The organism is Haloarcula argentinensis DSM 12282 (assembly GCA_000336895.1).
GTDB classification, from domain to species: Archaea; Halobacteriota; Halobacteria; order Halobacteriales; family Haloarculaceae; genus Haloarcula; species Haloarcula argentinensis.
In genome coordinates this window covers 251,815-265,842 of sequence record AOLX01000014.1, presented here as the reverse complement: position 1 = coordinate 265,842, position 14,028 = coordinate 251,815, and the positions used below count along the sequence as shown (strand labels likewise).

General features: G+C 61.0%; 13 protein-coding genes. 1 reads left to right on the top strand and 12 read right to left on the bottom strand.

Annotated elements, in window-relative coordinates:
• Window position 1 precedes the first annotated feature (1 nt).
• A complete protein-coding gene (locus C443_RS04880) occupies window positions 2-583 on the top strand; it encodes a gluconate 2-dehydrogenase subunit 3 family protein (protein ID WP_005534355.1) in 582 nt (193 codons plus the stop codon).
• A gap of 30 nt (window positions 584-613) precedes the next feature.
• Here the strand turns inward: C443_RS04880 and C443_RS04875 are convergent, their stop codons facing one another.
• The 12 genes from C443_RS04875 to C443_RS04820 all read right to left on the bottom strand — a co-directional run bounded on the left by C443_RS04875 (window position 614) and on the right by C443_RS04820 (window position 13,982).
• Window positions 614-1,327, bottom strand: a complete 714-nt coding sequence (locus C443_RS04875) for a dolichyl-phosphate hexose transferase (protein WP_005534354.1) — start codon at window positions 1,325-1,327, stop codon at window positions 614-616.
• Between the two features lie 49 nt (window positions 1,328-1,376).
• Window positions 1,377-2,153, bottom strand: a complete 777-nt coding sequence (locus C443_RS04870; RefSeq protein WP_005534352.1) for a helix-turn-helix transcriptional regulator — start codon at window positions 2,151-2,153, stop codon at window positions 1,377-1,379.
• A gap of 430 nt (window positions 2,154-2,583) precedes the next feature.
• Window positions 2,584-3,636, bottom strand: a complete 1,053-nt coding sequence (trmB, locus tag C443_RS04865) for an HTH-type sugar sensing transcriptional regulator TrmB (protein WP_005534349.1) — start codon at window positions 3,634-3,636, stop codon at window positions 2,584-2,586.
• A gap of 179 nt (window positions 3,637-3,815) precedes the next feature.
• Window positions 3,816-5,192: an ABC transporter substrate-binding protein gene (locus C443_RS04860; protein ID WP_005534348.1), complete on the bottom strand. Its 1,377-nt coding sequence runs from the start codon at window positions 5,190-5,192 to the stop codon at window positions 3,816-3,818.
• A 276-nt stretch (window positions 5,193-5,468) separates the two neighbouring features.
• A complete protein-coding gene (locus tag C443_RS04855) occupies window positions 5,469-6,533 on the bottom strand; it encodes a glucose 1-dehydrogenase (protein ID WP_005534346.1) in 1,065 nt (354 codons plus the stop codon).
• Between the two features lie 40 nt (window positions 6,534-6,573).
• Window positions 6,574-7,650, bottom strand: a complete 1,077-nt coding sequence (locus C443_RS04850) for a Gfo/Idh/MocA family protein (protein WP_005534344.1) — start codon at window positions 7,648-7,650, stop codon at window positions 6,574-6,576.
• A 25-nt stretch (window positions 7,651-7,675) separates the two neighbouring features.
• Window positions 7,676-7,879, bottom strand: coding sequence for a hypothetical protein (locus C443_RS04845; protein WP_005534343.1), 204 nt, complete (start codon window positions 7,877-7,879; stop codon window positions 7,676-7,678).
• A 1-nt stretch (window position 7,880) separates the two neighbouring features.
• Window positions 7,881-9,077, bottom strand: a complete 1,197-nt coding sequence (locus C443_RS04840; protein ID WP_005534342.1) for an ABC transporter ATP-binding protein — start codon at window positions 9,075-9,077, stop codon at window positions 7,881-7,883.
• Between the two features lie 4 nt (window positions 9,078-9,081).
• Complete coding sequence (locus tag C443_RS04835; protein WP_005534340.1) at window positions 9,082-10,083, bottom strand: carbohydrate ABC transporter permease; 1,002 nt, start codon at window positions 10,081-10,083, stop codon at window positions 9,082-9,084.
• 1 nt (window position 10,084) lies between these two features.
• Window positions 10,085-11,065, bottom strand: a complete 981-nt coding sequence (locus C443_RS04830; protein ID WP_049943904.1) for a carbohydrate ABC transporter permease — start codon at window positions 11,063-11,065, stop codon at window positions 10,085-10,087.
• Between the two features lie 78 nt (window positions 11,066-11,143).
• Window positions 11,144-12,673 carry an extracellular solute-binding protein gene (locus C443_RS04825; protein WP_005534337.1) on the bottom strand — a complete coding sequence of 510 codons (1,530 nt, stop codon included), beginning with the start codon at window positions 12,671-12,673 and terminating at the stop codon, window positions 11,144-11,146.
• Between the two features lie 232 nt (window positions 12,674-12,905).
• A complete protein-coding gene (locus C443_RS04820; RefSeq protein ID WP_005534335.1) occupies window positions 12,906-13,982 on the bottom strand; it encodes a TrmB family transcriptional regulator in 1,077 nt (358 codons plus the stop codon).
• Window positions 13,983-14,028 lie beyond the last annotated feature (46 nt).

Below are 14,028 nucleotides of genomic sequence, written 5' to 3'. Positions count from 1 at the left end.
GATGACTGAGTACGAACTTACCAGACGCGACGCACTGAAAGCACTTGGCGCGGCAGGTGTCACTGTCGCCGGCGGCGCGGCGGCGCTCGCCTGGGACGAGTCGGGAGATGACGATACTGCCGAGTCAGAGGCCGACGCTGCCAGTTCCGAATCGGAGTTCGGCGAGCACGAGCGGGAAACGTACCGGGCCGTCGCCGCTATCGTCTATCCGAGCGAGGTAGCGGGCAGAGAGGAGTTTGTCGACAGCTACGTCGCCGGACGCGTCGAGGCAGACTCCGAGCGAGCAGCGGACATGGCAGCAGCCGTCGCAGATCTGGACGCGTACACACGAGAATGGGAAAACAGCAACTTCGTCGCGGTAGACGCTGCGACCCAAGAAGAAACGCTCCGGGGAATGGGCGTCAAGGTCGCCGATCCGAACCCGCATGGCGACCCAAGGCACCGCGTGCGCTACTATCTCGTCAACGACCTCCTGTTCGCGCTGTACAGTTCGCCGACCGGCGGCGAGCTTGTCGGTATCGAGAACCCGCAGGGCTACCCCGGCGGCACGAGTAGCTACCAGCAGCCACCGAGCGACCGGTGAGCCGGCTCCCGTCGCCGATTTCTCGCTGGGTTACCGGAACCGCTCTTCCAGCGCAACCCGAACGATAGACTTTGCGATGGCGGCCCCGCCGGAGAACGGGTCGAGTTTCGTCTCGCCTTTCCGCTCGTCGTACTCGATTGGGCGCTCACGCACGTCGTAGCCGCGCATCAGCGGCCGCATGAGCAGTTCCGCCGAGAGCCCGGTGTTCTCGGTCCAGACGATCTTCTGGAGTATCTCGCGGCGGTAGGCGCGCATTCCGGTGGTCGTGTCGTGGACGCGCTTGCTCATGAGCACACTCGCGAGTAGGGCGAACAGTTCGTTCCCCAGTTTGTTCATCGCCGGCATCTGTTCGGCCCCGTAGTACAACCGGTCACCGCTGACGACATCGGCCCCGTCGTTTATCTCCGCCAGAAAGTCGGGCAGACGTTCCATCGGATACGTGTCGTCACAGTCTGTCGTGACGACGACCGGGCGATCCGGTGTCAACACGGCTTCGCGGACCGCCACGCCGTACCCCTGTGGTTCCTGTTCGACGACTGTCGCACCGTGGTCGCGGGCGATCTCCGGTGTCCGGTCACTGGACCCATCGACACAGACGACTTCTGCGCGGCCGTCAGTCACTGTCGCGATATCGTCGAGAACGGTGCCGATCGCTTCTTCTTCGTTGTACGTCCCCATGACGACCGCGAGGTCGTCGAACGTGTAGCCGCCCGGTTCTTCGGTCCGCGTGCCCTGAATAGCCATTGCTCGTCCGTCAGAACCCACGGTTCTTGAATGTTTAGGTTTGCCAAAATCAGTGGTCGGCGAGATACGTCTCTATCGGGGTGGCATCTTCCCAGAGATGCGTAAACAGGTCTCTCGCCCATAAAATGGCGCTGTCCGCTTCGGATATAATCTTCGCTGATGGCCAGGCCCCGTCGAGTTCTGGAAGCGTCAGGATCATCCAGTCGTCGGCGACGGCGAGTGCGTACGGGACCGGCGTGACACGGACGATCGTCTCCTCGTATCGAGCCGTATCCAGTGAGACGGACTCCTTGCCGAGCATCTCGTCGACGACAGCACAGCTTACGATCAGCCTCGAATCGGCGTTGTCGGGCATAGCCGCCTCGTATTCGGGGTGGTAGACGGGCGAAACAGCGTCGCAGTTCGAGACGTTCTCGACGCGGGTGACAACTTCGCGGACGGGGCGGTTGATATCGGTCTGTGTGCCACGAATGATTGTGTACTCGTCGAGTTCGGGCAGGCGACACCGGAACGGCTGTGGCAGCACTGACGTGTCGTGGGACTCCCAGTACTGGGGGGCCACAGCGAAGAGTTCCTCCAGGCGCTGCTGGCGGTGAATCGTATCCGCGACCAGACGGCCGGTGCCGGTAAGTTGCCACCCGTCATCCATCGAGGTGACCAGACCGCGGCCTTCGAGGTTCGAAAGTGCATCGTAGATCGCTGACTCGCTCGCGGTGACTGCTGACAGCAGTTCGTTGGTGGCCTTGGCTCCGGGACACAGCGAGCCGATGATATCCGTCCGGACAGACGACGTTCGAACGTACTGAATAAGCGATTCTACGCCCATACTGTCCCCATACACTGTAGATCATATTTTTCATACATATCAGTTTCCATTTGTAATGGAATCTTCTTCGGCTGGGACACTATTCTCTCGGGCACTGGATATTATTGCAGCCAATGTGCCCATCTTTTTTACCGCTCACGACGCAGACACTGTTGCTGTCCACGTACGACCACGTCCCCGCTGAACGCAATGGAGCACGTTGGTCTCGTGGAATTGCCACGTTCGGGCCCGGCGATATCGTGCCTCTGACATACTTCGCCAGCCCGAAGGGTCATGCAATCACCGTGGGTTGCCCACCCACGGTGCTCATTGTCTCCGCTGTCGACTCGTTCGGCCGCACTCGCTTGTTATCGACTGTTGTCTCTCGCTTCTGTATTGACCGTCTACAATCGGGGAGCCAGCGCGAGAAACAGCAGTGGTGACGGTATAATCAGTTCTCGGGCGGTTCGTCCGTCCCGATCCGAATCTCGTACGCTTCGATATCCTCGAACGCAGCGACTTGTCCACCGACCTCAACCGGCCCATCGGCCGTTTCGACGACCAGCGTCGCGACCTCGCGGTTCGAACTGAACGACGCCTGGTCCACTTTGCCTTCGACGACCCGGTGGTCGCCCGTTTCGACGTCCCGGCCCTCTATAGTTGCGTAGAACTCCCCGTCCAGCGTCACCAGATCAGAGATACAGCGCCTGATCGTCCCATAGCGGCGTGGGAACGGCAGTCCTTCGCCGTCGCTAGCAATCGTTTCGGCAGTCGTCCACAGCACCGTGTTGAGGAACCCGGACACCAGAAACCCGAGTTCCGACCGGTTGAAGATGACGCCGTACCGGTCCGTGTCACCGCGGACGCTCTCGCGGGTGGCGTACATCGAGTAGTTCCCGTCTGCGACGGCCACGACCGGTGTCGTGATACCGCGGCGGGCCTTCACCGTGGTCGCGATGGATTCGTAATCGAACCGCGCCGGGTCGGGAGTGTCCACGCTCGGCGAAATGAGAATCTCGATCGCGATGCCGGACTGCTTCCGGCTTGCAAGCCTGTCTTCGAACCGCTCTAGCAGGGCCGGCGTCAAGGATAGCGTCAGTTCGTACTCGGCCGTCTCGATGATGTCTTCGAGATACCGGAGTATCGTCGGTCGGGATTTGACGAGCGAGACAGCCTCGGGCTCCCGTGCGGGTGCCGTGTAGCGCGAGGACAGGTCGTCGACGAGGTCGTCGAGCGAGTCCTGAATCCCCTCGAAAGCTTCTCGAGGATCGATGGCTAGGACCTTCATCGGCCGGGACTCCTTGAGTTCGACCAGACCGACGTCGCTGAGGCTCCGGACCGTATCGTACACCCGCGGCTGTGGAATGTCCGTGTTCTCCGAGATTTCCGACGCTGTCAGCTCACCGTGTTGTAGCACGGCCAGGTAGGCTGAAATCTCGTACTCGCCGAGATTGAACCGCGCAATCACCTGTTCGAGCGATGCTTCCAAGTCGTCACTAGACATAGTGGGGCGTTTGCGAGTCGAGTACTAAGAACTTCGGCACTCTCTTCAGCAGACAGTTTCAGGATCAGTCAGATGAGTATCGGCTACTGATCGTTGGCTCGTCACAGCGGCTGCCTACCTCTGCGGACTCCGGTTGCCCGAGTCGCTACGGCAAAAGACTGTGCGCTGTCGGTGCGGTGTTAGTAGGCGTTGGAGATCTGGGAGACGACGTCCGCGGCCGAAGCGCCGGAGTTCAGCGATGAGATAGCGGATTCGAGCGAGGACTTGACTGCCGGCGGTGCGGCCAAGCCGTGTGCGACGGACGGCGGCTGGGCATCGCTGTTCTGGAAGTCCTCTATCTGATCCTTGGAGAAGTCGTTGAACGGATCGGTGTTCACGTCAGTCCGCGGCGGAATCGACCCCTTCTTCGGGTTGAAGATCTCCTGTGCCTCCGTCGTCCCGACGAACTGGCACCACAGCGTGGTCGCTTCCGGGGACGGGTTGTTGACGGGATACGGGAACGAGTCCATGTTCAGCGCGTAGTAGCCGTCGGTGCCCGGGAACGTCACGTGGTCCCACTCCTCGCCGTAGGTGAGGTCGTTCGTGATGTACGTTCCGGCCGCCCAGTCACCCTGGTGGAGGAACGCCGCTTCGCCGTTGATGACCTGATTGTTGGCCTCGGTCCAGGAAATTGAACCGGCGTCGCTCGGGATGTAGTCGAGATAGGACTGCGTGGTCTCGACTGCCGACTCCAGCGCGTCGCTGTTGGCGTCGACTTCGCCGTCGACGAAGATGGCGCTGTAGGTCTCGGCGTCCGTTTCGCCCAGAAGGACCGTCGCGAACATCTGGAAGCTGGACCACGGCGACCCAGTCTGATGTGCCATTCCGGTGTAACCGGCATCGTTCACCGTCGACAGCGCGTCGACGAGGTCAGACGGCGTTTCGAGGGATATCGGGTCGACCCCGGCGTCCTCGACGACCTCGACGTTGTAGAAGAGGTTGTTGATCCGGTGGATGTTGAGCGGGACCGTCACGTAGTTCCCGGCGGGCTGGGCCGCGTCCTTGACACCCTGGAGGTACGCGTCCTCCATGCTGTTCTCCGACCACACGGAGTCGCCGATGTCCTTCAGCAGGTTCGCATCGGTGAACGGAAGCAGATTGTTTCCGGGCCAGGCCTGCCACGTACTCGGGTGGTTGCCGTTCTGCACCCGTGTCCGGATGTTCGCCTGCAGGTTGTCACCTGCACCGCCGGCGATGAGGTTCTCGTCGAACGGAACGTCCGGGTGTTGCTCTTTGAAGGCATCCATGACGGACTGAATCGCTTCCAGTCCGTCGCCTTCACCCCACCAGTGGGCGACCTCAAGTGTGCTGTACTGTGTTCCGCTGTCAGTACTTTCGTCACCGCTGCTGCCGTCGCCACTGCTGCCGTCACTACCGTCACCGCTGCTGCCGTCGCCGCTGCTGCCGTCACCACCGTCACTCCCACCGCAGCCAGCCAGCGAGGCCGCACCTGCTGCGCCAGCAATCCGAAGAGCGTTACGCCGCGTCAACCGTTTATTTGAATTGTCGTCAGTCATGGTTGCACCAATACCTCATAATTCCTTATTGAAGATTCGCACTTAATACTTCTGTATAGCGAAAGTCACCATTTGACATTCGGGTCGATCCCGGTAAATCATCTATATTACGTGATTTTTCGTGTTTGAGCGGTAAAACAAATTAATCGTATGTGAGTAAATACCCCACTACCTTACATCTGTTAGCTTACATGTGACCGACAGATCCGCTTATAGATGGGGGCTATCCAGACCATACTGCGACGAAAAAGCTCGGGCGCGGTTCGGCCCGAGGAGTTACAGCGAATCGAACTCGACGACTGCCTTTATTTGATCGTCCCCATCCTCGAAGGCCGCCTCGACGTGCTCCGGGTCGGTAACCGTCGTGATCAGATCATCAAGCAACCATTCCGGAAGCTCCTGTAACGTCTCGACGGCGTCCTCGAAGTGCGAGACGTGCGAGTTGACCGTGCCGATGAGACACTTGTTGTGCAGGACGATTTCGTTGTGGAGCGAACCGCCATCGACTTCAAACTCCCACGGCTCCGGGATGCCGAGCAACACGCCGACCCCGTTCTGGTCGAGCGCCTTGACCGTCTGGAACGCGTGGGGGGCGAACCCGGTCGCCTCGTAGATGTAGTCCATCGCCTCGTAGGCATCCGGGAGTTCGTCCACCGGCGTCTCGCGGGAATCGACGTACGTGCTCCCGATCTCATCGATGATGTCGACCGTCGGATCGGGTCGGTCCCGCCGACCGACACAGTAGGTGCGGTCGTACTCCTGTTCAAGCATCCACAGTGTCAGCAGACCGAGCGAGCCGTTGCCGAGCACGCAGGCGGCTTCCGGTCGCCAGTCGAACGGTTCCCGCGTCGCGTAGGCGTGCTCGTTGGCCTTCTCGGTGATCGAGAGCGGCTCGACGAGGAAGCCGTACTCCGCGACCGACTCGGGGACGGGTACGAGGAAGTCCGCCGGCGAGGTGAAGTACTCGGCCATGAAGCCGTGGTCGCCGACGATGCCGCGTTCGGTGTACTCGCCGTCAGGTGCCATGTCGGGTTCACCCCGGCGGAAGTACTCGTTCGTTTCACCGTTCGGTTTCCGTCGGACGGTCGGGACGACGACCTGCCCCGCCTCAAGCCCCGTGCCATTGGGCTCTTCGACGACGCCGACCGCCTCGTGTCCGAGAACCATGTGGTCTGCCCCGTCGGGGAACCCGCCGTGGGACCCGTTCAGGACTTCGTGGTCTGTGCCGTCAACACCAACGCGGAGCGTCCGGACGAGTGCCTCGCCCGGATCAGGCGACGGTCGCTCCCGCTCTAGGAGCTGTGGGCCGTCGTCGTCCCGCGTAACACCAATCACTTTCATGCCAGGCAGAGAGTGAGAACACTGGGGATTAAGTCTTTCTTCAGGTCTCTGTCCTACCGATGCTGACGGCCGCACCAGTTTCGCTGGAGCGGTAGATTCCGTCCATCACGCGCTGGACCCGTAGCGCCTGCTCGACGGTGTTCACCGACGGCGGCGTCCCGTCTCGGACCGCCGAGACGAACCGTGACTGCTCCTTTCGTTGCGGGTCCGATCGTTGCGTCTCGATGTCGGTCGTTCGGTGGTGCATCCGACCGATGTCGGCCGTTTCGAGCATCGTCAGTGACTGGTCCGCGAGGTCGAGTTTCGCACCCGCACCGGTGCCGCGGACGTAGTACTCCTGACTGTCCGGCCGGTTCGTCGCCCACGCGACCTCTAGGGATATCGTCGTACCGTCATCACAGCGGATGAAGGCACTCGCCGAATCGTCGACGCTGAACTCGGCTGCGCCCTGATCTTCGCCCCACATCTCGACGTAGGCGTACTCTTCGTCGACGCCGAACTGAGCGCGGGTGTCACCCGACACCTCGGCGACGTCCGGATGGCCAGCAACGTGTAGCGCCAGGTCGATAGCGTGGGCCCCGATATCGATGAGCGACCCGCCGCCCGCCACGTCGCTACACGTGAACCACGACCCGCGGCCGGGAACGCCGCGACGCCTGATGTAGTTCGCTTCGATATGAGATATCTCGCCCATATCACCCGCGTCGCGGTAGCCCACCAACGTCTTGACCGGATCGGCGAACCGCTTGTGGAAGCCGACCATACAGAACCCGTCGGCCGCTTCGGCAGCCGTAGCGATCCGTTCGGCGCTTTCGAGCGTGTGCGCCAGCGGCTTCTCGACGAGTACGTCCAGCCCCGCCTCAAGCGCCGCGACGACGTACTGCTCGTGGTATCTGTTCGGCGTCGTCACCAGCACGGCATCCACCGTCTCAAACATCGCCGCGGCTTCCTCGTACACTGCCGCATCGTACGTTTCGGCAAACCGGCGGCGCGCATCGGCATCGACGTCGACGCCCGCCGCTATCGAGACCGGCTGGTCGAGCTGCTGGAGGTTAGTACAGTGAATGTCCGCGATGTTCCCCAGTCCGATGATGCCTATCCGAACGGTCTCAGTCATTGGTAAAAGTTATCACCGAATTGAATTAATACAACTGCTGTTCACGCTCTTCACGTTCCTCTTCCTGTTCCTGTTTCGCCTTCTCTCGGCGTCGACCACGCCGATACTGGATGATGCCGGGGACGATTTTGTTCTTCAGATCGAGGACGAACGACACGATACCGTACGCCCAGAAGAAAAACAGCACGAGCATCCCGCTCCAGTACAGCATCGCGAGGTGGCTACTCATATCAGTCGTCTGATTCTACTTCGCTACTGGATGCAGTGCCTTCGGCCTCGTACGGAATGAGGTCGTGGACGATCGCCTCACCGGTGGCCGAGTCGAACAGGTGGACGTTCCGTCGGTCGATGACGACCCCGATCTCGTCGTCTTCTTCGAGGTCCGAATCGGGATCGATGCTCATCAGCAACTGGTCGTTCGTCGCCAGTTCCTGCGACATCGACGTTTCGCCGTCGCCCAGCAGTAGGTAGGCGAATATCTCGTCGCCCATCGGTTCGAGGATGTCGGTCGTCGCCGTAATCATTCCCGACGGATCGGGAACCTCCGACTTGAGTTCGCCCGGGTAGATGTCCTCCGGGCGGATGCCGAGTGTCACGTCGTCACCGACTCCGACGCCGTCGATGGACGACGGATTGAACTCGAGTGAGAAGTTCGGTGTTTCCAGTGTGGTCTCGGTGACTGTCCCTTCGACGAAGTTCATCGACGGCGAGCCGATGAACCCGGCGACGAAGAGATTGTCCGGCTCGTTGTAACAGGTCAGCGGCGGATCGATCTGCTGGAGCTGGCCCGAATCGAGGACGGCGATCCGGTCTGACAGCGTCATCGCCTCCTCCTGGTCGTGGGTCACGTAGATGATTGTCGTGTCCAGTTCCTTGTGCAGGCGCTGGAGCTCCGTTCGCATATGAACCTTGAGCTTCGCGTCAAGGTTCGCCAGCGGCTCGTCCATCAGGAACACGTCGGGCTCGCGCACGATTGCGCGGGCGATGGCGACGCGCTGACGCTGTCCACCGGACATCTCTTCGGGCATCCGGTTGAGCATCCCCTCTAGCTGGACGATGTCCGCGGCTCGCTCGACCCGGCGGTCGATCTCGTCCTGCGGATAGTCCCGTAGCCGCAGCCCGAAGGAGATGTTGTCGTACACGTCCATATGCGGGAACAGCGCGATGTTCTGGAACACCATCGCGATGCCGCGGTCCTTCGGTGGCAGGTTCGTCACCTCGCGGTCGCCGATGTATATTTCACCCTCGGTCGGGATGGTGAGCCCGGCGATAGTCTCCATCGTCGTCGACTTCCCGCAGCCGGACGGGCCGACGAAGCAGATAAACTCGCCGTGGTCGATGTCGAGGTTCATGTCGTCGACCGCGGTCACCACGTCACCCTGGTCGTCGTAGCGCTTCGTTACGTGTTCGAGTCGTACTCTTGCCATTGTGTTACTCCTTGAGTGCGCCTGAGGTCAGTCCGCTGACGATGCGTTCCTGTGCGACGATGACGAGGATGACGACGGGGAGGACCCCGACGATGCTCGCGGCCGCCATGAGGTTGTACTGGGTCGTGTACTGGGTCTGGTAGCTGAGAATCCCGCCGACGATCGGCGACCATTTCGCCGCCTCCGGCGAGGTCGCCATGATCGAGCTGAAGAAGTACTCGTTGTAGACGGCGATGAACGTCAGCACGGCCGCGGTCGCCACGCCCGGCGCGGACAGCGGCATGATGACCCGGAACAGCGCGCCCAGCCGCGTCGTTCCTTCGACCCGTGCAGCGTCCTCCAGTCCGTCTGGAATCTGGCCGTAGAACGTCGTCAGGATGAAGATGGACAGCGGCATGAACAACGCACTGAACGGCAGCACCATCGACCCCGGTGTGTTCAGCAGCCGCGGTGGGGTAAACAGCGGGATGGACGTGAACGGTATCGTGATCGGGGCGTTGCCGGCGAACGCCTGAAACAGCGGGATGACGAACGCGGCTGGCGGGAAGTAGCTGATCGCCAGAATACCGAGCATCAGCAGTGCGCGGCCAGGGAATCGAAGCCGGCCGAACACGTAGCCGGCGAGGCTAGCGACGAACAGCACGATGACCGTCGTCGTGACCGCCAGTGCGAAGCTGTTCAGCATGTACAGGTGGAACGGCACCTGTTCGAAGACCGTGACGAACGCGCCTGGGTTGAAGCCTTTCGGAACCGGGAGCGGGAACGTCCCGCTGACGCCAAAGAGGTTCACTGTCGGGAGGAAGCTGCCCGAGAGCAGGTTTCCTTCGGGGGTCACCGCCAGTACGATGAGCCAGTAGAAGGGAAACAGCGTCGTCACCAGGAAAAACACCATCGCCGCGTAAAACAGCGCCCGGTACACTTTGTCCGGGTTCTGGATGGCGCTCTGGGTCCAGCGCTGTAGCGGTCCGTCGCTCGACTGCTCCTGGGTATCGGTTGGCGTAGCCATATTAGATCGCGTCCTCCCCTTGCCAGGCGATGAGTCCCATCACGACGATGCCGATAATCGCGGCCGTCACGAACGCGATGGCCGCGGACGTCCCCTCACGGGTGGTGAACGTCGCGACGACCATACACGACAGCGACGGCACGACAGTACAGCTCGACACTGTATCGATGATGCCGTACACTCGCATCGCCTGTACCGACCGGAATAACACGGCAACGCCGATAGTCGGCAGGATGAGCGGGAAGGTGATGAGTTTGAACTGCTGCCATTTCGTCGCGCCGGCGACCTTCGCCACGTCGTACAGGCCCCGGTCGATGCTCTGGAGTCCCGCCAGAATGAGCAGGGCCATGAACGCCGAGGTCTTCCAGATGTCGGCGACGATGATGATAAACGTCGCACTTGCCGTGTCGTTGAGCGTGTTCGTCGGCGCAAGCAATCCGAGGTCAGCAAGCGGTGGCGTCAGGAACCCGACGTTCGAATTGAACATCAGGAAGAAGATTATCCCCTGGATGACGACGGGGACTGCCCACGGAATAATGATAGCCGCGCGAATCCACCGTCGACCGTAGAAGTCTTGATCGAGGATGAGCGCCTGTCCGAGGCCGATGAGCGTCTCGAACAGCACACTTGTGACAGCGAAGATTATCGTGACGACGAGGGCGCTGTTCAGCAATGCACCCAAGCCAAATCCTTCAGGAAGGAACGTCGTTCCACCCGGTAGGTACCGGTTCTTCCCGCCGGTGAACAGTTCGACGTAGTTCCCAGCGCCGACGAAGTTAGTGCTCGAAAAGTCCGCCGAAATCGCGAACAGCGACAGCTCGAAGGTCCGCAACAGCGGGTATAACGCGACGACACCCAGAAGCACGAACACGGGAATCAACAGCAGATACGCGTACTGCGTGTCGCTGAGGTTCTCCATCCAACGCATTACGCTGACGAGTGCCCCCGAGCGTCTGGATTCACGGCCGGTTTCTGTGCTCATTCGGTTACCTCCGTCCGTCGTTTGAATGTGTCATGGTAAATAATCACAGGGGTGGTTTTGTAACGCTTGCCTGTGGCTTCAGTTCTGCTCGGTCTCTGCCAGCGCGGACTCCAGCGTCGCCATCGCGTCGGCCGAAGAGGCTTCCTGCCCGACTGCGCGGTTCGCTTGCTGTGCGATCTTGCTGGACTGGTCGCTCCAGACACCTGTCACCGGGCGCGGCATCGTGTTGTTACCGGCGACCTGCAGCGTGTCCATGTACCGGCCAACGACGGGCACGTTCTGGGCCTCGCTGGAGTTGAACAGTTCAGGCCGCGGCGGCAGCCAGCCCTGGACGGACAGCAGCGTGAGCTGGAAGTCCGGCTCCATGGCGGCGCGAATGACCTGCGTCACGGCGTCCAAGTCCTCGCTGTTGGGGTTGACCGTCATGTGCCAGCCACCGAGGGCGGCCGTGGAGCCACCCGTACCGGGCTGTGCGGCCTCGCTCTCGGAGACGGCGTACGGAATCGGCATCGCGCCAAGGTTCTCGCCGAGCGTCGGGTCGTCGGTTTCCTCGGGATTGCGGCCGCCGAGTGCCAGCGAGTAGGGCCAGTTCCGGTGGAAGACGGCGTTGCCGTTGACGAACGGCGCGCGAGCGTCTTCCTCCTTCCAGCCGAGGATTTCGGTCGGGGTGAAGCCGCCGCCGTAGCCCTCGAACTGCCCGTCGAACTCCTCGTCGTGGACGAACTTCCGCATCATGTTCAGCGAGTTGATGACCTCTTCGTTGTTGACCGTGATCGGCCGGTCGCCGATCGGCCCGAAGAGGTTGTCGCGGCCGCCGAAGTACGCGCCGCCCCACGAGGACATGACCTCGTTGAACGTACAACAGGAGGTTCCCTCGTAGATGTCCCACTGGGTCGTAAAGCCGTAATCGACGTCAGCGTTGTCGTATGTGTCTGCGGCGATGTTCGACCACTCCTCCCACGTCATCGGCTCGGTCGCCCAGTTGTTGCTCTCGGGGCTGTAGCCGGCCTCCTCGACGAGGTCCTTGCGGTACTGCATCGTCGGGAAGTCCGGGAACACCGGCACGCCGAACAGGTTTCCGTTGCTCGGGTTCCGTGCCGTGTCCGTAAACGCCGAGAAGTAGTTGTCCGACACGTCTGAGAGCAGTTCCTCCGGCAGCGTCTGCGAGAGGTTCTGGAGCTGTCCCCGCTGGATGAAGATGTTCGTCCAGCCGTTGTCCATCAGGAACATATCCGGGTTCGTCTCGCCGGCCGAGAGCAGTCGGTTGTAGTTCGACCGGGCCGCACCGGTGTCCTGGTCACGCGGGACGAACTCTATCTCGATGTCGTCCGACAGGCCGTTGTCGTGCAGTGCCTGCTTGATCGCGTCGCCGTTGTTCTGGACGGCCACCGGGTCGAAGCCCCACTGGACCGTCGTGGTCTCGCCGCTGCTGCCATCGCCGGTCGAACCGCCGTCGCCGCCGTCACCGCTACCGCCGTCACCACCGCCGACGAAGTCCGCACAGCCAGCCAGTCCACCGACGACACCTGCTGCGCCGGCGGCACGGACGAACCGTCGCCGGGAGACGCCTGTTGAGTTCCGCTCGCCGCTTGTGCCATTGTCCGACATATCTATTCTGAGCTATCCCGGACACACCTTAAAGGTTGTCCATAATTAACCACAGGTGTTGTTAATTGTCTCCCTCAGCCCGGCGATCGTGATAGGTTATTGACCATTAAGTATCGTATAAATCTTTCAGTATATATACGCACGGATAGGTCAAACAGCTGTTTGCCACACAGAGAGTCTTAAACGCGTAAACTGAGGGGTAGTTTACCCACCCTGAGAAAGCAGCGTCTCGTTACTCGTACTGAACGTTCGTAATCGTAATCTCGGTAGCTTCGATTTCCTCGATGACGGCCCCCCAGCCACCGACTTCGTACGTCCCGTCGTCGGTAACCAGCGTCGCACTGATTCGACCGGCCAGTTGTGCCAGTGGGACGGGGTCCTTCCGACCGATACTACTCCCGGTGTAGTCGATGTCGGTGACCCGCCCTGTCAGCTCAACCGATTCTTTCGTTTCTGTATCGTACCCCACAATGACGGCCTCGATGATCGCCTCCTCGTTCAACAGCGGTTCGATATCCCGGACGGCGTGGCGGAGGTCGACGTACGTCGTCGGGGTTTCCGGCGTCCGCTCAGTGTACAGTGTGTCCCAGATTTCCCACAGACAGGTCAGGAAGAACCAGTGGAAGACGTAGGTGTGGGTCCGATCCTTGACGAGCACGCCGTACTCGTTGACCGAGTCGTGGTGGGGCGCAAAACACGTCCAGGTCCGGTCGACCAGCACGAAAAACGGGGCCGGAATCTTGCGGTTTCGGGCTTCCGTACAGGTCCCTTCGATGTCGGAAAGCGGTGGCACTTCGTCGTCAGGCCCGGTGCAGATGCTGAGTTTGATGTTCACGCCGCGGTCGTGGGCGGCAATGAGTTCCTCTCGAACCGCATAGAACTGCTCCGGGTCTACACCGACCTGAATCTGGTTTTCGGCTGTTTCGATAAGTTCCCGGGCCCGGCTGACGACCGTTTCGAACCGCTTGACGATACTGACCTCGTGGTCTGATATCTCGGGCTGGTTCCAGCGCTCTTCGATCGTCTCTGCCGCGTCGAGGTACTTGCTCGACCGGGACCGGAGGTCTTCAAGGACCACATCTGGGTTGCGGGCACGGGCGGTCAGGCTGTCCTGCTGGAACGTCTCGATATATCCCTTCGTTTCCAGGTCCCGGAGCACGTCGTAGATCCGTGGGTCCGGAACGTCACAGGAGTCAGCGATGTCGGTCGCCGATGCGGTCCCCAGCCCAAGTAGCGCCACATAGGCCTCCGCCTGATACGGGGAGAGACCGGCATCTTCGAGGACATCGGTTAGTTCGCTGTCGTCCATGTGTGTACAGGGAAACTGAGAACGCAGTTAACGTGCATGGTTATCT